This window comes from Caballeronia sp. LZ034LL (assembly GCF_031451215.1).
Lineage (GTDB): Bacteria > Pseudomonadota > Gammaproteobacteria > Burkholderiales > Burkholderiaceae > Caballeronia.
In genome coordinates this window covers 2,095,521-2,115,574 of record NZ_JARUXR010000001.1, presented here as the reverse complement: position 1 = coordinate 2,115,574, position 20,054 = coordinate 2,095,521, and the positions used below count along the sequence as shown (strand labels likewise).

The 20,054-nt window shown below is 65.1% G+C and carries 21 protein-coding genes; 19 read left to right on the top strand and 2 right to left on the bottom strand.

Translation table 11 applies throughout. The annotated features are described in order from the left end of the window. Positions 1-76: 76 nt before the first annotated feature. The 19 genes from QCE83_RS09730 (at position 77) to nagZ (ending at position 17,860) form a co-directional block, all read left to right on the top strand. Positions 77-1,066, top strand: coding sequence for a beta-ketoacyl-ACP synthase III (locus QCE83_RS09730; RefSeq protein ID WP_309809150.1), 990 nt, complete (start codon positions 77-79; stop codon positions 1,064-1,066). A 129-nt stretch (positions 1,067-1,195) separates the two neighbouring features. Further along, positions 1,196-2,128 (top strand): ACP S-malonyltransferase, encoded by a 933-nt coding sequence (gene fabD, locus QCE83_RS09725; protein WP_309809149.1) that lies wholly within the window; start codon positions 1,196-1,198, stop codon positions 2,126-2,128. Between the two features lie 20 nt (positions 2,129-2,148). Next, complete coding sequence (gene fabG / locus QCE83_RS09720; protein ID WP_309809147.1) at positions 2,149-2,889, top strand: 3-oxoacyl-ACP reductase FabG; 741 nt, start codon at positions 2,149-2,151, stop codon at positions 2,887-2,889. Between the two features lie 247 nt (positions 2,890-3,136). Further along, positions 3,137-3,376 (top strand): acyl carrier protein, encoded by a 240-nt coding sequence (gene acpP / locus QCE83_RS09715; RefSeq protein WP_004197638.1) that lies wholly within the window; start codon positions 3,137-3,139, stop codon positions 3,374-3,376. A 145-nt stretch (positions 3,377-3,521) separates the two neighbouring features. Further along, positions 3,522-4,760 (top strand): beta-ketoacyl-ACP synthase II, encoded by a 1,239-nt coding sequence (gene fabF / locus QCE83_RS09710; RefSeq protein ID WP_309809145.1) that lies wholly within the window; start codon positions 3,522-3,524, stop codon positions 4,758-4,760. A gap of 29 nt (positions 4,761-4,789) precedes the next feature. Beyond that, positions 4,790-5,257, top strand: coding sequence for a protein YgfX (locus tag QCE83_RS09705; protein ID WP_309809143.1), 468 nt, complete (start codon positions 4,790-4,792; stop codon positions 5,255-5,257). Positions 5,258-5,353: 96 nt separating this feature from the next. Further along, a complete protein-coding gene (rpoE, locus tag QCE83_RS09700) occupies positions 5,354-5,953 on the top strand; it encodes an RNA polymerase sigma factor RpoE (RefSeq protein WP_008342103.1) in 600 nt (199 codons plus the stop codon). 84 nt (positions 5,954-6,037) lie between these two features. Then, positions 6,038-6,667 (top strand): sigma-E factor negative regulatory protein, encoded by a 630-nt coding sequence (locus QCE83_RS09695; RefSeq protein ID WP_309809141.1) that lies wholly within the window; start codon positions 6,038-6,040, stop codon positions 6,665-6,667. A gap of 4 nt (positions 6,668-6,671) precedes the next feature. After that, on the top strand, positions 6,672-7,715 hold the full coding sequence (locus QCE83_RS09690; RefSeq protein WP_309809139.1) for a MucB/RseB C-terminal domain-containing protein: 1,044 nt from the start codon (positions 6,672-6,674) through the stop codon (positions 7,713-7,715). 22 nt (positions 7,716-7,737) lie between these two features. Further along, the gene (locus QCE83_RS09685) at positions 7,738-9,294 is read left to right on the top strand and encodes a DegQ family serine endoprotease (RefSeq protein WP_309809137.1); all 1,557 of its coding nucleotides are present in this window, start codon (positions 7,738-7,740) and stop codon (positions 9,292-9,294) included. An 8-nt stretch (positions 9,295-9,302) separates the two neighbouring features. Continuing rightward, the gene (locus tag QCE83_RS09680; RefSeq protein ID WP_309809135.1) at positions 9,303-9,554 is read left to right on the top strand and encodes a glutaredoxin family protein; all 252 of its coding nucleotides are present in this window, start codon (positions 9,303-9,305) and stop codon (positions 9,552-9,554) included. Positions 9,555-9,702: 148 nt separating this feature from the next. Further along, positions 9,703-11,493: a translation elongation factor 4 gene (lepA, locus tag QCE83_RS09675; protein ID WP_309809133.1), complete on the top strand. Its 1,791-nt coding sequence runs from the start codon at positions 9,703-9,705 to the stop codon at positions 11,491-11,493. Positions 11,494-11,559: 66 nt separating this feature from the next. Continuing rightward, the gene (lepB, locus tag QCE83_RS09670; protein ID WP_309809130.1) at positions 11,560-12,456 is read left to right on the top strand and encodes a signal peptidase I; all 897 of its coding nucleotides are present in this window, start codon (positions 11,560-11,562) and stop codon (positions 12,454-12,456) included. Positions 12,457-12,621: 165 nt separating this feature from the next. Beyond that, a complete protein-coding gene (gene rnc / locus QCE83_RS09665; RefSeq protein ID WP_309809129.1) occupies positions 12,622-13,710 on the top strand; it encodes a ribonuclease III in 1,089 nt (362 codons plus the stop codon). 78 nt (positions 13,711-13,788) lie between these two features. Beyond that, positions 13,789-14,688 carry a GTPase Era gene (era, locus tag QCE83_RS09660; protein ID WP_404984407.1) on the top strand — a complete coding sequence of 300 codons (900 nt, stop codon included), beginning with the start codon at positions 13,789-13,791 and terminating at the stop codon, positions 14,686-14,688. Positions 14,689-14,718: 30 nt separating this feature from the next. Further along, positions 14,719-15,606: a DNA repair protein RecO gene (recO, locus tag QCE83_RS09655; protein ID WP_309809126.1), complete on the top strand. Its 888-nt coding sequence runs from the start codon at positions 14,719-14,721 to the stop codon at positions 15,604-15,606. After that, positions 15,603-16,376, top strand: a complete 774-nt coding sequence (gene pdxJ / locus QCE83_RS09650; RefSeq protein WP_309809123.1) for a pyridoxine 5'-phosphate synthase — start codon at positions 15,603-15,605, stop codon at positions 16,374-16,376. Before recO ends, pdxJ begins: the two co-directional genes overlap by 4 nt. Positions 16,377-16,389: 13 nt before the next feature. Beyond that, complete coding sequence (acpS, locus tag QCE83_RS09645) at positions 16,390-16,794, top strand: holo-ACP synthase (protein WP_309809121.1); 405 nt, start codon at positions 16,390-16,392, stop codon at positions 16,792-16,794. 37 nt (positions 16,795-16,831) lie between these two features. Beyond that, on the top strand, positions 16,832-17,860 hold the full coding sequence (gene nagZ, locus QCE83_RS09640; RefSeq protein ID WP_309809119.1) for a beta-N-acetylhexosaminidase: 1,029 nt from the start codon (positions 16,832-16,834) through the stop codon (positions 17,858-17,860). 88 nt (positions 17,861-17,948) lie between these two features. Here the strand turns inward: nagZ and QCE83_RS09635 are convergent, their stop codons facing one another. Further along, complete coding sequence (locus tag QCE83_RS09635) at positions 17,949-19,355, bottom strand: sigma-54 dependent transcriptional regulator (RefSeq protein ID WP_309809117.1); 1,407 nt, start codon at positions 19,353-19,355, stop codon at positions 17,949-17,951. A gap of 191 nt (positions 19,356-19,546) precedes the next feature. Then, entirely contained in the window at positions 19,547-19,888 is a 342-nt protein-coding gene (locus tag QCE83_RS09630; protein WP_309809115.1) for a BON domain-containing protein, read from the bottom strand. Positions 19,889-20,054 lie beyond the last annotated feature (166 nt).

The following is a 20,054-nucleotide window of genomic DNA, read 5'->3' as shown; positions in this document are numbered from 1 at the left end:
CACAGCCCGCATCACAGCCAAACTCGCAGCCGAAACCGCCGGGCGAGTCCGGAACTGCGCTACATTCGAAGGCATAATGGCTCAAACCAATCTCTACTCCCGCGTGCTGGGCACCGGCAGCTATCTGCCGGACGAGCGCGTCACGAATCAGGACTTGGCCGATCGTCTCGCGAAACAGGGCGTCGAGACCAGCGACGAATGGATCGTCGCCCGCACCGGCATTCACGCGCGCCACTTCGCGGCGCCGAACCAGACCTCGAGCGACCTCGCGCTGATCGCATCGCAGCGGGCCATCGAGGCGGCGGGCATCGACCCCCAGTTGATCGATCTGATCATCGTCGCCACGTCCACGCCGGACTTCGTGTTCCCGAGCACGGCCTGCCTGCTGCAGAACAAGCTCGGCATCCGCAATCACGGCGCCGCATTCGACGTGCAAGCGGTCTGCTCCGGCTTCGCCTACGGCGTGGCCACCGCGGACAGCTTCATCCGCAGCGGCCTTGCCCGCACGGCGCTCGTGATCGGCGCGGAAACGTTCTCGCGCATCCTCGACTTCAAGGACCGCACCACCTGCGTGCTGTTCGGCGACGGCGCCGGCGCCATCATCCTGCAGGCGTCGGAAGAGCCGGGCGTGCTGTCGAGCGCGCTGCACGCGGACGGCAGCCATTCGGACATCCTCTGCACGCCGGGTAACGTGAACGGCGGCGTGGTCGAAGGCAGCGCGTTCCTGCACATGGACGGCCAGGCCGTCTTCAAGCTCGCCGTCAACGTGCTGGAGAAGGTCGCCGTCGAAGCGCTCGAGCGCGCGAAGCTCACGCCGGAAGACATCGACTGGCTGATCCCCCATCAGGCCAATATCCGCATCATGCAAAGCACGGCCCGCAAGCTGCATCTGCCGCCCGAGCGCATGGTGGTGACGGTCGGCGAGCATGGCAATACGTCGGCGGCGTCGATTCCGCTCGCCTTCGACGTCGCCGTGCGCGACGGCCGCATCAAGCGCGGCGACCATCTGCTGATCGAAGGCGTGGGCGGCGGTTTCACCTGGGGCGCATCGGTCATCCGCTACTGATTCCCCGGCCGCACTTCTCCAATCACTTCACCTATCTGCCGCTGATATCCCTTCGTGACAGACCCCGCGCGCCCAAGCAGCGCGCGGTCCGCGAAGGCATCGCGGCGCATTCCAGACAACGAGGACGATATGAAATTTGCGTTCGTTTTCCCCGGGCAGGGTTCGCAATCGATCGGCATGCTGAACGCGTTCGCTGACCACGCCATCGTGCGCGAGACGCTGCAGCAGGCGTCCGACGCGCTCGGCCAGGATCTCGGCAAGCTGATCGCCGAAGGCCCCGCCGAAGACCTCAATCTGACGACCAACACCCAGCCGGTCATGCTGACGGCCGCGTACGCGATCTACCGCGTGTGGGAGCAGGAAACCGGACTCAAGCCGGCGCTCGTCGCGGGCCATAGCCTGGGCGAATACACGGCGCTGGTCGCGGCCGGCGCGCTGGCGTTCGCGGACGCCGTGCCGCTCGTGCGTTTCCGTGCGCAGGCGATGCAGAACGCCGTGCCGGTGGGCCAGGGCGGCATGGCCGCGATCCTCGGTCTCGACGACGACACCGTGCGCGCCGTGTGCGCCGAAGCGGCGTCGGCGGGGGTGGTCGAAGCGGTGAACTTCAATGCGCCCGCGCAGGTCGTGATCGCCGGTTCAAAGGCGGCGGTCGAGAAGGCCTGCGAAGTTGCGAAGGCAAAGGGCGCCAAGCGCGCGTTGCCGCTGCCGGTGTCGGCGCCGTTCCATTCGTCGCTGCTCAAGCCTGCGTCCGACCAGCTGCGCGACTATCTCGCCAAGATCGAGATCAAGGCGCCGCAGATTCCGCTGATCAATAACATCGATGTCGCGATCGTCTCCGATCCGGCCGCAATCAAGGACGCGCTCGTGCGCCAGGCCGCGGGCCCGGTGCGCTGGGTCGAATGCGTGCAGGCGATGGCGCGCGACGGCGTCACGCACGTCGTGGAATGCGGTCCGGGCAAGGTGCTCGCGGGACTGACGAAACGCATCGACGGCAACCTGACCGGCGCTTCGATCTTCGATCCGGCCTCGCTCGAAGACACGCGCAAACTGATTGCTGGCTGAACGACATAAGGAACGACATCATGAGCCTTGAAAAACAGGTAGCGGTCGTGACGGGTGCGTCGCGCGGCATCGGACGGGCGATTGCGCTCGAACTCGCGAAGCAGGGCGCGACGGTCATCGGCACGGCCACGAGCGAAGGCGGCGCGGCGAGCATCGGCGAGGCGCTGGCGCAGGCGGGCGGCAAGGGCCGCGGCGCGGTGCTGAACGTCAACGACGACGCAGCGGGCGACGCCTTCATCGACGGCATCGTGAAGGAATTCGGCGGCCTGCACGTGCTGGTGAACAACGCGGGCATCACCAAGGACCAGCTCGCAATGCGCATGAAGGACGACGAGTTCGACGCCGTCATCGACACCAACCTGCGCGCCGTTTTCCGTCTGTCGCGCGCGGTGCTGCGCCCGATGATGAAGGCGCGCGGCGGCCGCATCATCAACATCACGTCGGTGGTCGGCTCGTCGGGCAATCCCGGCCAGGCCAACTACGCGGCGGCCAAGGCCGGTGTCGCGGGCATGACGCGGGCGCTGGCGCGCGAGATCGGCAGCCGCGGCATCACGGTGAACTGCATCGCGCCGGGTTTCATCGACACCGACATGACCAAAGTGCTGCCCGAAGAGCAGCGTGCCGCGCTGACCGCATCCATACCACTTGGCCGACTGGGCAGCCCGGAAGATATCGCGCATGCTGTGGCATTCCTGGCCTCGCCGTACGCCGGCTATATCACGGGCACGACGCTGCACGTGAATGGCGGCATGTACATGTAAGGTTGAATAGGAATTTTGCCGGTTTTCGCTTAATATCCGCGCCGGACGGGCGCGCTATATGCTCTGAAGCGCATCGTGCGCACCGCTGCCGCGCGGCGGCAAGGAATCATCGCAAAGCCCCGGCAGCCCGCTTGAGGAAGCGCGCCGGACAGCGGAGCATGGAACTGAAGCGCCGTATTTTGCGGGTCCAAACCTGATAAAATGCGCGCACTCGTATTTTTGAACTTTTTTCCCCTCGGAGGGCTGCATGGACAACATCGAACAGCGCGTGAAGAAGATCGTCGCCGAACAACTCGGCGTGGCGGAAGCTGAAATCAAGAACGAAGCGTCGTTCGTGAACGATCTGGGCGCTGACTCGCTCGATACCGTTGAACTGGTGATGGCGCTCGAAGACGAATTCGGCATGGAAATTCCGGATGAAGAAGCCGAGAAGATCACCACGGTGCAGCAAGCGATCGATTACGCTCGCGCCAACGTCAAGGCCTGAGGTACTGAGGGCCAGCGGCGCATCGCTGAACAGCTGGATGCTCAGTCGCTGCAAAGACCAGTTTGAAAGCCACAGGGCACACAGGGCGGTTTCCTGTGGCCGCTGTGGCTTTTGTATTTCGTCATTCTATGGATAAGGGGTTACCGTGAGCCGTCGTCGAGTTGTTGTTACAGGCCTGGGGCTCGTTTCGCCTGTCGGCAATACCGTTGCCGACGGCTGGGCCAATCTGGTCGCGGGCAAGTCGGGTATCGCCAACATCACGAAGTTCGACGCCACGAACTTCTCCACGCGTTTCGCGGGGGAAGTGAAGGGCTTCAACATCGAGGACTACATGCCCGCCAAGGAAGCGCGCCATATGGATACCTTCATCCATTACGGCTTCGCGGCAGGCGTCCAGGCCATGCAGGACAGCGGCCTCGAGATCACCGAGGACAACGCGGAACGCGTGGGCGTGGTGGTCGGCTCGGGCATCGGCGGCCTGCCGATGATCGAAGTCACGCAGACCGAATTGCTCAATCGCGGCCCGCGCCGCATCTCGCCGTTCTTCGTGCCGGCCTCGATCATCAACATGATCTCGGGCCATCTGTCCATCCGCTTCGGCTTCAAGGGTCCGAATCTGTCGATGGTCACCGCCTGCACGACCGGTCTGCACTGCATCGGCGAGGCGTCGCGTCTCATCGAATACGGTGACGCCGACGTCATGATCGCCGGCGGCGCCGAGGCTACGGTGTCGCCGCTCGGCATCGGCGGTTTCGCGGCGGCGCGCGCGCTGTCGCAGCGCAACGACGATCCCGCCACCGCCAGCCGTCCGTGGGACACGGACCGCGACGGCTTCGTGCTGGGCGAGGGCGCGGGCGTGATGGTGCTCGAAGAGTACGAACACGCGAAGGCGCGCGGCGCGAAGATCTACGCCGAAGTCCTGGGCTACGGCATGAGCGGCGACGCTTATCACATGACCGCGCCGCCGGAAGACGGCGACGGCGGCCGCCGTGCGATGGTCAACGCGATGAAGAACGCGCGCGTCAACCCCGACGAAGTGAACTACGTCAACGCGCACGGCACGTCCACGCCGCTCGGCGACATCGCCGAGACCATCGGCATCACGCGTGCGCTCGGCGATCAGGCGAAGAAGGCCGTCGTGAACTCCACCAAGTCGATGACCGGCCACCTGCTGGGCGGCGCGGGCGGCCTGGAATCGGTGTTCACGGTGCTGGCCATCCACAACCAGGTGTCGCCGCCGACCATCAACATCTTCAACCAGGATCCGAAGTGCGACCTGGACTACTGCGCCAATACCGCGCGTGACATGAAGATCAACGTGGCGGTGAAGAACTCGTTCGGCTTCGGCGGCACGAACGGCTCGCTCGTCTTCAAGCGTCACTGAGTCTGCCGCGCGCCGTCAGGGCAATCGGGATGACGAGCGCGCGCGTGATCCGGCCGCATCGGGACACCGGCTTCACGCCGGGCATTCCGCTGCGGCCGTCGCGCTTTCTGCGCGCGGCGCTGGCCGGCTTTCTGGCGCTTGCCTGTGCCGCGGTGTTCCAGTGCGTCTTCGCTCACACGGACCACGCCGGTCATGCGGCCGTGGCGTGCGCGCTGACCGCGGCGGTGCTCGGACTGGGATCGTATCGATGGATGCGCGCCCAACCCGTGGCCATCCACCTGCATGCTGACGGCCTCGCGCTCTTGCATGCGGACGGCGGCATCTGTCACGCGCGCATCGCGCGCTGTGCGCAATGGGGCGGCTGGCTGCTCGCGCTGCGTCTCGCGAGCGCGCACAGGAAGGCCGGAACGCTGCTCGTCGCGGCGGATTGCATCGACCCCGAAACCTTCCGCCAGCTCGCCGTGCAGGCCCGCCGCAGCGCGGCTTCCCACCTGTAACGACTGTAACGTCTGATGAGCGTTCCAGTTGCCTTACAAGCGGGGCCGTTACAATAGCCCTCCGCGCAACAGACCAAAGTCAAACGGATTTCCCAGGTGAGCGAAAAAGAAATCGACCAATTGCTGGTCGAACGTGTGCAGAAGGGTGACAAGGCCGCGTTCGAACTGCTGGTCGCCAAATACCACCGCAAGATCATTCGACTGATCTCGCGCCTCGTGCGGGACCCCGCTGAGGTCGAGGACGTCGCCCAGGACGCCTTCATCAAGGCTTATCGTGCGCTGCCGCAATTCCGGGGTGAATCGGCGTTTTACACCTGGCTGTATCGCATCGCCGTCAATACGGCAAAGAACTACCTTGCCACGCAAGGACGCCGGGCGCCCACTTCTACCGAAGCAGATGCCGAAGAAGCGGAAACTTTCTCCGACGCCGACCAACTAAGGGATATCAACACGCCCGAGTCGATGTTGATGAGCAAGCAGATCGCACAGACGGTCAATGCTGCGATGGCGCTGTTGCCCGAGGAGCTTCGCACCGCCATCACGCTCCGGGAAATCGAAGGATTGAGTTACGAGGAAATCGCCGAGATGATGGATTGCCCCATCGGCACCGTCAGGTCGAGAATTTTTCGTGCTCGAGAAGCCATTGCGGCAAAATTGCGTCCGTTGTTGGACACTCCCGAAGGCAAACGCTGGTAAGCGGCGGTCATCCACGGGACAGGGACGCGATAACTGGGTCAGTTGGTGTCACTACGGGTGTGGGTCAAAGAGATGGGGAGCATCATGGGGTCGGTCTCGGTGCAAAATCAGACGCAAGCAGGTTCGCGCGGCGAACGCATGTCGGCATTCGTCGACGGTGAGTCGGTTGACGAAATTGGCAACCTCGGCCAGTTTCTCGCGGAACTGAAACACGACGACCGCGCGGCGTGGTCGGCATATCACCTGATCGGAGACGCGCTGCGCTCCGACGATCTCGCGGTCAGCCCGGCGCGCAGCAGCGCGTTCATGGCCGCCTTCTCCGAACGTTTCGAAGCCGAGGCGCATGTGCTGGCCCCGGCGGCGCTGCCTGCGGCGAAAGCGCGCGGCGGCATGCTGCGCCGTCGCGTGATGCCGGCATTCGCGGTCGCTGCGGCGGCCGCCACGCTGACGTGGATCGTCGTGCCGCAGCTGCAGGGCGTGGACAGCCACGGCGGTGCGCAAGTGGCCAGCGTCACCCCGGCGAATTCGATGCAGCGCGTCGCCATGGCATCCGTGCCGGCAACGACCACGCGCTCGCCGATCGTCGAGGCGAACATCATTCGCGACGCCAATCTGGACCAGTATCTGGAAGCGCATCAGCAGTTTTCCCAACAGCCTGTAATGCCCGGTTCGATGCCCTTGATTCGCGCGGCGGCTACCTCGCAGGACCAATAATTTGATGCCGAGTGTGCGGTTGAACAAAACGAACCATTGGGGACGGCTGCCGGCATTCATGCTTTGCGCAGCCGTGTTGTTGACGGCGGCATCGGGCAGTTTCGCCCAGGGAGACGATCCCGCCGCCGCGCGCAAATCAGCCGCCACGCTGCTCGACCGCATTCACGAAGCGGCGCAGCAGCAGAACTACGAAGGCACGTTCGTCTATCAGCGCGGCGCGACGGTGCAGTCTTCGCGCATTACGCATGTCGCCACGCGCGGCGACGGCGAATATGAATCGCTCGAAAGCCTGGATGGCGCGCCGCGCAAGATGCTGCGCCACGACGACGACATGTTCACGTTCGTGCCCGAGCGTCATTTGCTGGTGGTCGAACAGCGGCAGAACCGCGATTCCTTCCCGGCGCTGCTTTCAACGAGCGGCGCGCAGGTGCTCGCCGCCTACGAGCCGAAGCTGCTCGGCAACGACCGCGTCGCGGGGCTCGACACCACGGTGCTCGAACTCGATCCGAAAGATTCCTATCGTTTCGCCTACAAGCTCTGGGCCGATGCCAAGACCGGCCTGCTGCTGCGCGCGCAGACGCTCGACGCCGATGGCCAGGTGCTCGAACAGCTGTCGTTCTCGCAGGTGAAGATCGGCGGTCCGGGCGACAAGACGCCGATCGCCAACGGTATCCGCAGCACGTCCGGCTGGACGGTCGTCCGGCCGCCGGTGCAGCCGGTCGACATGGAGGCGCAAGGCTGGCAGCTCACGCCGAACATCGCCGGGTTCCGCAAGATTCGCGAACTGCGCCGTCCGATGGCGTCGAGCCAGCCGGGACAACCGCCGATTCCTGTCGATCAGGCGGTGTTTTCGGACGGTCTCGCGACCATTTCGGTTTTCGTGGAGCCGGTCGAGAAAAATACCCGCAAGGAAGGCGCGGGCAATAGCGGCGCCACGCATGTGCTCGTGAAGCGGCGCGGGGATTTCTGGATCACTTTGCTGGGCGAGGTGCCGCAAGCCACGTTGCAGCAATTTGCTTCTACCATAGAATACAAGCCTTCCAAGTAATCCGGATTCCGGTCTCCCGCTCATGAGCCATTACTCGCTGCGCAAGTTCATCGCGGCCGCGGCGCTCGCCGTGTGCCTGCCGTTCATCTCGCAAACGGCGGCGGCGGTGCCCACGGTGAATCTGCCGGACTTCACGACGCTCGTCGACAAGGTCGGCCCCTCCGTCGTGAACATCCGCACCACGTCGCGCGTCGGTTCCGGCAGCGACCTGCGCGGATTGCCGCCCGGCATGGACGACGGCGACATGTCCGAATTCTTCCGCCGCTTCTTCGGCATTCCGATGCCCGGCCAGCCGCCCCGCGGCGGCGGAGGCGGCGGCGGTGGCAATAATGGCGGCGGCAACAACGGCGGCAGCAGCCAGGGCGATCAGGGCAAGGGCGGCAGCCGCAACGCGCCCGACGACAGCCAGGACAATTCGGAACAAAGCAGCGGCGTCGGGTCGGGCTTCATCCTGTCCACCGACGGCTACGTGATGACCAATGCTCACGTCGTCGATGACGCCGACACCATCTACGTCACGCTCACCGACAAGCGCGAATTCAAGGCACGGCTCGTCGGCGTGGACGAACGCACGGACGTCGCCGTGGTGAAGATCAGCGCGACGAACCTGCCGGCCATCACCATCGGCGATTCGAACAAGGTGCGGGTCGGCGAATGGGTGCTCGCGATCGGCTCGCCATTCGGCCTCGACAACACCGTGACCGCGGGCATCGTCAGCGCGAAGGGCCGCGATACCGGCGATTACCTGCCGTTCATCCAGACCGATGTCGCGGTGAATCCGGGCAACTCGGGCGGTCCGCTGATCAACATGGCGGGCGAGGTGATCGGCATCAACTCGCAGATCTACAGCCGTACCGGCGGCTTCATGGGCATTTCGTTCGCGATTCCGATCGACGAAGCGATGCGCGTCGCCGATCAACTCAAGACCACCGGCAAGGTGACGCGCGGCCGCATTGCGGTGGCGATCGGCGAGGTGACGAAGGACGTCGCCGATTCGCTCGGACTGCCGAAGGCGCAGGGCGCGCTGGTGTCGAGCGTCGAATCGGGCGGTCCGGCGGACAAGGCCGGCGTGCAGCCGGGCGACATCATCACGCGTTTCAACGGCCAGAGCGTCGAGACCGCGACGGACCTGCCGCGCATGGTCGGCGATACCAAGCCCGGCACGAAGGCCACGATTACCGTCTGGCGCAAGGGCCAGACGCGCGATCTGCCGATCGTCGTGGCCGAGATGCAGCCGGACAAGGTCGCGAAGACCGAACAGAAGAAGGCGCCGCAGCCGAAGGAACGCGCGAGCAACTCGCTCGGGCTTGCCGTCAGCGACATTCCCGCCGAGCAGAAGAAGACGCTCAAGCTGAACAACGGCGTGCAGGTGGATGCAGTAGAAGGTCCGGCGGCGCGCGCGGGCTTCCAGAAGGGCGACATCATCCTGCGCGTGGGCGACACCGACATCACGAGCGCGAAGCAATTCGAGGCGGTCGCGCAGAATCTCGACGCCAGCAAGATGATCGCGGTGCTCGTACGGCGCGGCGACAACACGCAGTTCGTGCCGCTGCGTCCGCGCGTGCCGGCGCAGAAGTAAGCGTCGCGATGACCATGCCGGCCCTCAAGCTCTACGGCCGCGCCTGGTGCCATCTGTGCGAGGAGATGCGCGCCGCGCTGGAGCCGATTGCGACACGGCACGGCGCGGCGATCGAATGGATCGACATCGATCAGGATCCGGTGCTCGAGGCCCGCTACGACGAGCTCGTGCCCGTCCTGGCGCTCGACGGCGTCGAGCTGTGCCACTACCGGCTCGATGCCGAAGCAGTGGACGCTGCACTGGCGGCGGGTCGCGCATGACGCGGCGCTTGGCGCTCGCGGCGCGCCGAAAACCGGCGGGTCGAACCCGTTTTCGGCTAAAATGCCGAAGTTTTCCCCGAAATTTTCAAGGCGTGCTCCGGGTTGCTGAGGGCGCGCCTTTTTCGCTTTTTCTGGCTTGCGGCACTGAATGGACCATATTCGTAATTTCTCGATCATTGCGCACATCGACCACGGCAAGTCGACGCTCGCCGACCGCATCATCCAGTTGTGCGGCGGCTTGTCCGACCGCGAGATGGAAGCGCAGGTGCTCGATTCGATGGACCTGGAGCGCGAGCGCGGCATCACCATCAAGGCACAGACCGCGGCGCTGACCTACAAGGCGCGCGACGGCCAGGTCTACAACCTGAACCTCATCGATACCCCCGGACACGTCGACTTCTCCTACGAAGTCAGCCGTTCGCTGTCCGCGTGCGAAGGCGCGCTGCTCGTGGTGGACGCGAGCCAGGGCGTCGAGGCGCAGACCGTCGCCAACTGCTACACGGCCATCGAACTGGGCGTGGAAGTGGTGCCGGTGCTGAACAAGATCGACCTGCCGGCGGCGAACCCCGAGAACGCCATCACCGAAATCGAGGACGTGATCGGCATCGACGCCGCCGACGCCGTGCATTGCAGCGCGAAGACCGGCCTCGGCGTGGCGGACGTGCTCGAATCGCTGATCGCGAAAGTGCCGCCGCCGAAAGGCGATCCCGAAGCCCCGTTGCAAGCGCTGATCATTGACTCGTGGTTCGACAACTACGTCGGTGTCGTGATGCTGGTGCGCATCGTCAACGGCGTGCTCAAGCCGAAGGACAAGATCAAGATGATGGCGACCGGCGCGCAATATCCGGTCGAGCACGTCGGCGTGTTTGCGCCGAAGTCGACCAACCTCCCGGAGCTGTCGGCGGGGCAGGTGGGCTTCGTGATCGCGGGCATCAAGGAACTGACGGCGGCGAAGGTCGGCGATACCGTCACCGTCGCGACCCGTCCGGCAACCGAACCGCTGCCGGGCTTCAAGGAAGTGAAGCCGCAGGTGTTCGCCGGCCTCTATCCGGTCGAAGCGAACCAGTACGACGCGCTGCGCGAATCGCTCGAAAAGCTGAAGCTGAATGACGCCTCGCTGCAGTTCGAGCCGGAAGTGTCGCAGGCGCTCGGCTTCGGTTTCCGCTGCGGCTTCCTCGGCCTGCTGCACATGGAAATCGTGCAGGAGCGGCTCGAGCGCGAGTTCGACATGGACCTGATCACCACCGCGCCCACCGTGATCTACGAAGTCCTGCAAAGCGACGGCACCACGATCATGGTCGAGAATCCGGCCAAGATGCCGGAGCCGCCGAAGATCGACGAAGTGCGCGAGCCGATCGTCACCGTGAACCTGTACATGCCGCAGGAATATGTCGGCTCGGTCATCACGTTGTGCACGGCCAAGCGCGGCTCGCAGATCAACATGCAGTATCACGGCCGCCAGGTGCAGCTCACGTACGAAATCCCGATGGCGGAAATCGTGCTCGACTTCTTCGACCGCCTGAAGTCCACGTCGCGCGGTTATGCGTCGATGGATTACGAGTTCAAGGAATATCGCGCGGCGGACGTGGTTAAAGTGGATATGCTCATCAACGGCGACAAGGTCGATGCGCTGTCCGTCATCGTGCACCGTTCGCAGAGCCAGTATCGCGGGCGCGAAGTGGCGTCGAAGATGCGCGAACTGATCCCGCGCCAGATGTACGACGTGGCCATTCAGGCGACCATCGGCTCCAACATCATCGCGCGCGAAAACATCAAGGCGCTGCGCAAGAACGTGCTGGCGAAGTGCTATGGCGGCGACATCTCGCGCAAGAAGAAGCTGCTCGAGAAACAGAAGGCCGGCAAGAAGCGCATGAAGCAGGTCGGCTCGGTCGAGATTCCGCAGGAAGCCTTCCTGGCCATCCTGCGCGTGGACGAGTGATGTCCGCGCCGTTCCGCCCGGCGGCTCGTCCGTCGGGCAAACAACGATAACAACCGGAAGCGATTGATGAATTTTGCATTGATTCTTTTGATTCTCGTCGTGCTGACGGGCATTGCCTGGGTGCTCGACAAGCTGGTGTTCCTGCCGCAACGGCGTCGCGCCGCCGAGGCCGCCGTCGCCGAATTCAACCGTCAGCAGGAGCGCGTGGGCGAGCGTTTCGCCGACGAGAACGCCGACCAGACCCGCGCCCGCATGCGCGACGACAAGCTGCGCCAGCCGTGGTGGCTCGAATACACGGCGAGCTTTTTCCCGGTGATCCTGGCGGTCTTCGTGGTGCGCTCGTTCATCATCGAGCCGTTCAAGATTCCGTCCGGCTCCATGATCCCGACGCTGCTCGTCGGCGACTTCATCCTCGTGAACAAGTACGAGTACGGTCTGCGCCTGCCGATCAGCAACACCAAGATCACGCAGGGCAGTCCGCTGCAACGGGGCGACGTGGTCGTGTTCCGCTATCCGAAAGACGAGTCGGTCGACTACATCAAGCGCGTGATCGGCCTGCCGGGCGACACGGTCGCCTACGAAGACAAGAAGCTCACTATCAACGGCAAGCCGGTGCCCGAAACGCCGATGCCCGACTATTTCGACAGCGAGAGCATCGGGTACTCGAAGCAGTTCATGGAAGACCTCGGCAAGGGCCGCAAGAATGCGATCCTGAACAATCCGCAGGTGCCGCCTTACATCATGGGCGCCGAAGACTTTCCGTTCCGCGACAACTGCAACTACAACGCGCAGGGCGTGACCTGCAAGGTGCCGCCGGGCAACTACTTCATGATGGGCGACAACCGCGACAACAGCGCGGACAGCCGCTACTGGGGCTTCGTGCCGGATCAGAACATCGTCGGGCGTGCGTTCTTCATCTGGATGAACTTCGGCAATCTGAAACGCATCGGCTCGTTCGAATGATGCGTGCGACGCCGGCTCGTCATGCATGACAGCCGGCGTTTCGAAAACATCAAAACAAAAGCTTCGAAACGGCGTGAAGAAGCGCGGCTAACACCGTCTCCGCGCGCGTTTTCCGGCGGCGGATGACGCAATCGTCGCCCGTCGCGCCCGCGTTATACTCTCTCCATGCCCTCTTCTCCGCTGGAAAGCCGGCTGCGGTACGAATTTCGCAATGCGGAATTGCTGCGCCAGGCGATGACCCATCGCAGTCACAGTGCCACGAACAATGAACGGCTCGAATTTCTCGGCGATTCCGTTCTAAATTGCGTGGTGGCTGCGCTTTTGTTTCAACGATTCGGCAAACTCGACGAAGGCGATCTTTCCCGCGTCCGCGCGAATCTGGTCAAGCAACAATCCCTCTACGAAATTGCACAGGCGCTGAACGTCTCGGAAGGCCTGCGGCTCGGCGAAGGCGAACTGCGCAGCGGCGGCTTCCGTCGCCCGTCCATCCTGGCCGACACGCTCGAAGCCATTTTCGGCGCCATCTTCCTCGACGGCGGTTTCGACGCCGCCGCGACCGTCATCAAGCGGCTCTACACGCCGGTGCTGGATCACATCGATCCGCGCACCATCGGCAAGGACGCCAAGACGCTGCTTCAGGAATATCTGCAAGGCCACAAGATCGCGCTGCCGACCTACACGGTCGTCGCAACGCACGGCGCCGCGCACAACCAGCAGTTCGAAGTGGAATGCTCGGTGCCCAAGCTCGACATCAAGGTGTCCGGCTCCGGCGCCAGCCGTCGCGCGGCCGAGCAGGCCGCGGCCAAGAAGGCGCTCGACGAAGTCGTGGCCGCCGCGCCCACGCTCGGCGTCAAGCCGAAGCGCAAGGGCGCGCGTTCGGCCAAGCTGGCCGAACAGGAAGTGGTGCCCGGCGTCACCGGCATCCAGGCCGCGCTCGACCTGCGTTCGCCCGACCGGCGCGAGCGCCAGCACGGCGGCCACGGCGTGCCGCATGCCGCCGACGATCGTCCCGCTGTCACCGCAGCCACGCCGCCGCTCGCGGTGATCCGCGCGACGCACGTGGAGCCGTCGGCGGGCGCCTATGCCGCCGCCGACAAGCCCGAACGCGCGGTGATCCACAAGCCCGAGAAAGTCGTGAAAAGCGAAGCGGCCACGGCGGAGCAGGCCGTGCACGCCGAACCGGCCGCGGATGCAGGCGCCGCCGCCGAGGCGCCCGCGAGCCGCGTCGCGCGCGCCGCCGACGCCGGTCACTGACGCCACTGACACGCGCCGCCGCGCGCCCGAGCCCGGCTTGCTCCGCCGCGCTCCAACGAAACCTTGCTGCACACGACTATGAACACTCCTGTATCTCCCGGTTTCCGCTGCGGCATGATCGCCATCGTCGGCCGGCCGAACGTCGGCAAATCGACGCTGATGAACGGGCTCGTCGGCCAGAAGGTGAGCATCACCTCGCGCAAGGCGCAGACCACGCGCCATCGCATCACCGGCATCAACACCATCGGCGACGCGCAGTACATCTTCGTCGATACCCCCGGTTTCCAGACGCGCCACAGCGGCGCGCTCAACCGCTCGCTGAATCGCGCGGTGACCTCGACGCTCACTTCCGTCGATGCCATCCTGTTCGTGATCGAAGCCGGCCGTTTCGGACCGGACGACCAGCAAGTGCTCAATCTGATTCCGCCCGGCACGCCCACGCTGCTGATCGCCAACAAACTCGACCGCGTCGGCGACAAGGATTCGCTGTTCCCGTTCATGCAGCAGATGTCGGCGTTGCGCGATTTCCGCGAGATCGTGCCGCTGGCGGCGAAGCAGCCTGAGGACATCAAGCGTCTGCTCACCGTGCTCAAGCCGTATCTGCCCGAAGGCGAGCCGATCTACGGCGAAGACGATCTCACCGACCGCAGCGAGCGCTTCCTCGCGGCGGAAATCCTGCGCGAGAAAGTGTTCCGCTGGACCGGCGACGAACTGCCGTACACGAGCACCGTGCTGATCGACAAGTTCGAGACCGAAGGCCGCCTGCGCCGCGTGTTCGCGACCATCATGGTGGACCGCGACGGCCACAAGGCGATGATCATCGGCCAGAAGGGCGCGAAGCTGAAGCAGATCAGCACTGAAGCGCGCCTCGACATGGAAAAGTTGTTCGACGGCCCGGTGTACCTGGAAACCTTCGTCAAGGTGAAGAGCGGCTGGGCCGACAACGAAGCCGGCCTGCGCGCCTACGGCTACGAATAAACCGCGACCGAACCGGATGAGCCACCACTCATGGACGACGGCACCAATGACGCGTGGATGACGCCGTCCGCCGACGATCGTCCTGACGACGATTTCGACGCGACCGAGCGTCCGGCTGCACGCGTCGCGAAGAAGCGCACGCGCGGCGCGGCAGCGAGCACGGGGGAAAGCACGGAGAAACGTCCGCGCGCCGCGCCGCGTTCCGACTTCCGCATTGCCGAACAGCCGGGCTTCGTGCTGCACAGCTATCCGTATCGCGAGACGAGCCTGATCATCGACGTGTTTTCGCGCGATCACGGCCGTGTCGCGCTCGTCGCGAAGGGCGCGAAGCGTCCGCATTCCGCGCTACGCGGCGTGTTGCAGACCTTCCAGCCGCTCGGGCTGTCGTGGACCGGCAAGGGCGAGGTGCGCACGCTGACGACGGCCGAGTGGGTCGGCGGCATGCTGCCGCTCGCGGGCGACGCGCTGCTGTGCGGCTTCTACGTCAACGAGCTGCTGGTGAAGTTCTGCGCCCGCGAGGACGCGCATCCCGCGCTCTTCAATCACTACGTGCTGACGCTCTCGCGCCTGGCCCACGACGAACCCGCCGTGCAAGTGCTGCGTTCGTTCGAACGCGTGCTGCTGCGCGAAACCGGCTATGCAATGAACCTGACGCGCACCGTAACGCGCCAGCCGGTGACGCCCGACGGCCGCTACGTGTTCGATCCGGACCGCGGCGTGCGCGAAGCATCCGATGATCTTCCGCCGCCATGGCCGGTGATCTCGGGCCAGACGCTGCTCGACATGGAGCGCGACGACTTCGCCAGCCCGCAGACCGCGGCCCAGAGCAAGACGCTGATGCGCTTCCTGCTGAATCATTACCTGGGCGGCACGCCGCTCGCCACCCGTCAGATACTGATCGACCTGCAAAAACTATGAGCTTCTTTCTCTCGTCGCCTGCGAACGTGATCGATCTGGGCGTGAACATCGATCACGTCGCCACGCTGCGCAACGCGCGCGGCACGTCCTATCCCGATCCGATCCGCGCGGCGCTGGCCGCCGAGGAAGCGGGCGCCGACGCCATCACGCTGCATCTGCGCGAGGACCGCCGCCATATCGTCGATGCCGACGTGCGCACGCTGCGGCCGCTGCTGAAAACACGCATGAATCTGGAGTGCGCAGTGACGCGCGAGATGCTCGACATCGCCTGCGAGATCAAGCCGCACGATGTCTGTCTCGTGCCGGAGAAGCGTCAGGAAGTCACGACCGAAGGCGGCCTCGATGTCGCGGGCCGCTTCGAAGAAGTGAAGGCCGCGTGCCGGCAACTGGCCGACGCGGGCGCGCGCGTGTCGCTGTTCATCGACCCGGACGAGACGCAGATTCGCGCAGCGCAGGAAGCAGGCGCGCCCGTCATCGAACTGCATACCGGCCGCTATGCCGAGGCGCACGATGAAGCCGCGCAGCAGGACGAATTCGAGCGCGTGGCACGGAGCGTCGATTTCGGCAATGCGCTGGGCCTCAAGGTCAACGCCGGGCACGGGCTGCACTACACCAACGTGCAGGCGATCGCCGCCCTGCCGGGGATCGTCGAACTGAACATCGGTCACGCGATCGTCGCGCATGCGATCTTCGCCGGCTGGGACAACGCGGTCCGCGAGATGAAGGCGATCATGGTCGCCTCGCGTCTTGCCGCCGGCCACGCACGCTGAAGCGCGGGTCCACATGGCGATCTACGGAATCGGCACCGACATCGCGCAGGTCAGCCGCATCGCGGCGGTCATGGAGCGCACCAAGGGACGGTTCGCCGAGAAGGTGCTCGGCCCGGACGAACTGCGCATCTATCACGCCCGGCGCGCGCGCTCGGAAGTGCGCGGCCTCGCGTTTCTCGCCACGCGCTTCTCGGCCAAGGAAGCCTTCTCGAAGGCGATCGGCCTCGGCATGCGCTGGCCGATGACCTGGCGCGCACTGCAAACGCTCAACGAGCCGAGCGGCAAGCCCGTGTGCGTCGCGTCCGGCGAACTGGCCGAGTGGCTCGCGCAGCGCGGCATCACTGCGCAGGTCACGGTCAGCGACGAACGCGACTACGCGGTGTCGTTCGTGATCGCCGAGACGCCCGAGCGCGTCTGACATCCATTCCATTCATCCAGGGCTTCCATTGAAATCGATGAAACGCACTCCCGGCCCCGTCATGCTCGACGTCGCCGGCACGACGCTGTCCGACGCCGACATCGAGCGCCTCACGCATCCGATGACCGGCGGCATCATCCTGTTCGCGCGGCACTTCGAGAACCGCGCGCAGCTGGTCGCACTGACCGATGCAATCCGCGACGTGCGCGAGGACATCCTGATCGCCGTCGATCACGAAGGCGGGCGCGTGCAGCGCTTCCGCACCGATGGCTTCACGGTGCTGCCCGCGCCGGGCCGGCTCGGCGAGCTGTGGGACCGTGACGTGCTCGCCGCGACGAAGACCGCGACCGCGTTCGGCTATGTGCTGGCGTCCGAGTTGCGCGCGTGCGGCATCGACATGAGCTTCACGCCGGTGCTGGATCTGAACTACGGGCAGTCGAAGGTGATCGGCGATCGCGCGCTGCATGGCGATCCGCGCGTCGTCACGATGCTCGCGAAGAGCCTGAATCACGGCCTGGCGCTCGCGGGCATGGTGAACTGCGGCAAGCATTTTCCGGGTCACGGTTTCGCGTCCGCCGATTCGCACGTGGCGCTGCCCACCGACGACCGCGCGCTCGAAGACATCCTCGCCGCCGACGCGCGTCCGTATGACTGGCTCGGCATGTCGCTGGCGTCGGTGATCCCGGCGCATGTCATCTACACCCAGGTCGACGACAAACCCGCCGGCTTCTCGCGCATCTGGCTGCAGGACATCCTGCGCGGCAGGCTCGGCTTCAACGGCGCGATCTTCAGTGACGATCTCTCGATGGAAGCGGCCCGCGCCGGCGGCACGCTCACCGAAGCGGCGAGCGCCGCGCTCGCGGCGGGCTGCGACATGGTGCTGATCTGCAACCAGCCGGAAGAGGCGGGACGGGTGCTGAAGCAATTGCGCCATGCGCCGTCGAAGGCGTCGGTGCAGCGGCTCAAGCAGATGCGGCCGCGCGGCAAGGCGCTGCGCTGGGACAAACTGCAGGGACAGGCGGAGTATCGGGCGGCACGCGCGCTCATCAAGGACACGCTGGGCTGATTCCTTTCCGGACGATCCAGATGAAAAAAACGCCACGATCGTGGCGTTTTTTTCGGGCTTCGTTAATGCAGTCAAAGCAGTTGAAGCATCACGACGGCTCGAGCTTCATCCGTTGCAGCTTGTTATAGAGCGTCTTCGGGCTGATGCCAAGCAGCGTCGCTGCGCGATGGCGCGTGCCGCCGACCGCTTCGAGCGTCGCGCGGATCAGCATGTCCTCGACGTCGGCCAGCGCCGTGCCCACCGTCACCTGCACGCTGCTGCCGTTCAGGCCGCGTCCGCCGAGTCCGCCCGGTTCATCGACGCGCAGTGTCTCGATGGTTTCACCCGACGCGTGATAGGCGCGCCGCACGCGCTCGCGCATCTCGCGAACGTTGCCCGGCCATTCGGTCGCGAAGCACTCGCGGATGAACGCGGGACTGACGCGTTTCGGCGATCCGCTCGTGATCCCGGCGATGTGATTCTCGCGGTTGAGCTCGTCGACGAGCGCTTCGGCGATGAGCGCGATGTCGTCATCGCGTTCGCTCAGCGGCGGCAGCAGGATCGACGAAGCCGACAGCCGCTGGAACAGGTCTTCGCGCATCGCACCGCTCGCGACGGCCTCGCGCATCGGCGTGCGCGACGCGGCGATCAGGCGGAAGTCCGTCATGATCCGGTTGCTGCCGCCCACCCGCATGAAGGTCTGCGAATCGAGCGCGCGCAGCAGGGCTTCCTGTTGCGGCGCCGGCAGCGAATCGATCTGGTCGAGGAATAGCGTGCCGCCGCCCGCCTGTTCGAGCAGGCCCGGTTCGCGATGCTCCGCGCCCGCATAGGCATTGCGCTCATGGCCGAACAGGATGCTTTCCATCGTGCGCTGCGGCGCCTCGCCGGCCGTGCCGGAATGACGGTACGCGGAGCAGTCGAAGGTGACGAACGGGCCTTTGCGGCGGCGGCTCAGCTGATGAATCGTGCGCGCCGCGATCTTCTTGCCCGTGCCCGGCTCGCCGCAGATCAACACGGCCGCTTCGGTCGGCGCGGTGTGTTCGATGAGATCGTAGACGTGCTGCATCGCCGCGCTGCGGCCGGTCATGTCGCCGAAGTGGCCGAGTTCGCGCAGCGTGGAGCGCAGCGCCTGCACTTCCTCGGTGAGTTCGTACGGACGCGGGATGCGCGCCAGCAGGCTGCGCAGGCGCGGAATGTTGACCGGCTTCAGCAGATAGTCCCAGATGCCGTGCCGCAAGCCTTCGATCGCGCTTTCCACGGTAGCATTGCCGGTCATCACGATCACCGGCAACGCGCCGTCCGGCGGTTGCGAGGGCAGGCTCGGCAGCAGATCGAGGCCGCTGCCGTCCGGAAGATTCAGGTCGATCAGCACGACATCGGGGATGAAGCGCGTCAGCGCGGAGCGTGCCTCGGCAAGGGTCGTCGCCGTGTCGACGGAAAAACCATCCGCCGACAGGATCGCGGACAGACCTGAGAGGCTATTGGGATCGTCTTCGACAATCAGGGCGTGTGGCATGGCTGACCAATGTCTCAAAGTGGACTGTAATGCACCGTCGCTGCGTGCCGGCCGCAACGGCGCGGCACGGGGCTTCGGTGTTTCGTGGGCGGGCGGCGCTGCCGTTGTCTGACTCCGGCGCCCGACCCGCTGCGGTTCTCGTCCTGCATTACTCGTGTGTTTCGTGTGTCATCTGTTCCCCGGTGACCGCCTCAGCGCGGCCTGAGATGCAGTTCATTGCTCACGGAGCGCACGCCCGGCACGCCACGGGCCACAGCCAGGGCGCGCTCGATCTGCGCATCCGATTCCACATAGCCCGCAACCTGCACCACGCCGCGATAAGTCGCGACGCTCACCGGCAACGATCTCAGCTGCGGATCGGCGGCCAATGCCTGCTTCACGCGGGCGGCCAGGGTTGCGTCATCGGGCGCCGGCTGGCTGGACGCGGGCGCTGCGGCCGGCGGCGTCGACTTGCATCCCGGCAACGCGAAGGGCGGCAGCGCGAGTGCCGCCACAATCAACAACCGGTTCGTGATGGGACGCGGTTTTTGCATGTCGGCTCTGAAATCGTTATCGCAAGTTTCCAGCAGGAACCGTGCCACGCGGGTGATTTTTCCGATCGTGGCCGGACGGGGTAGCCTTTGCGGGGATTGGCTCGTTGGAGGCGCGCTCATCGAATGAGGGCCCGAGCGGTAAAGTTTGCCTGAATTTGTCAAAAAA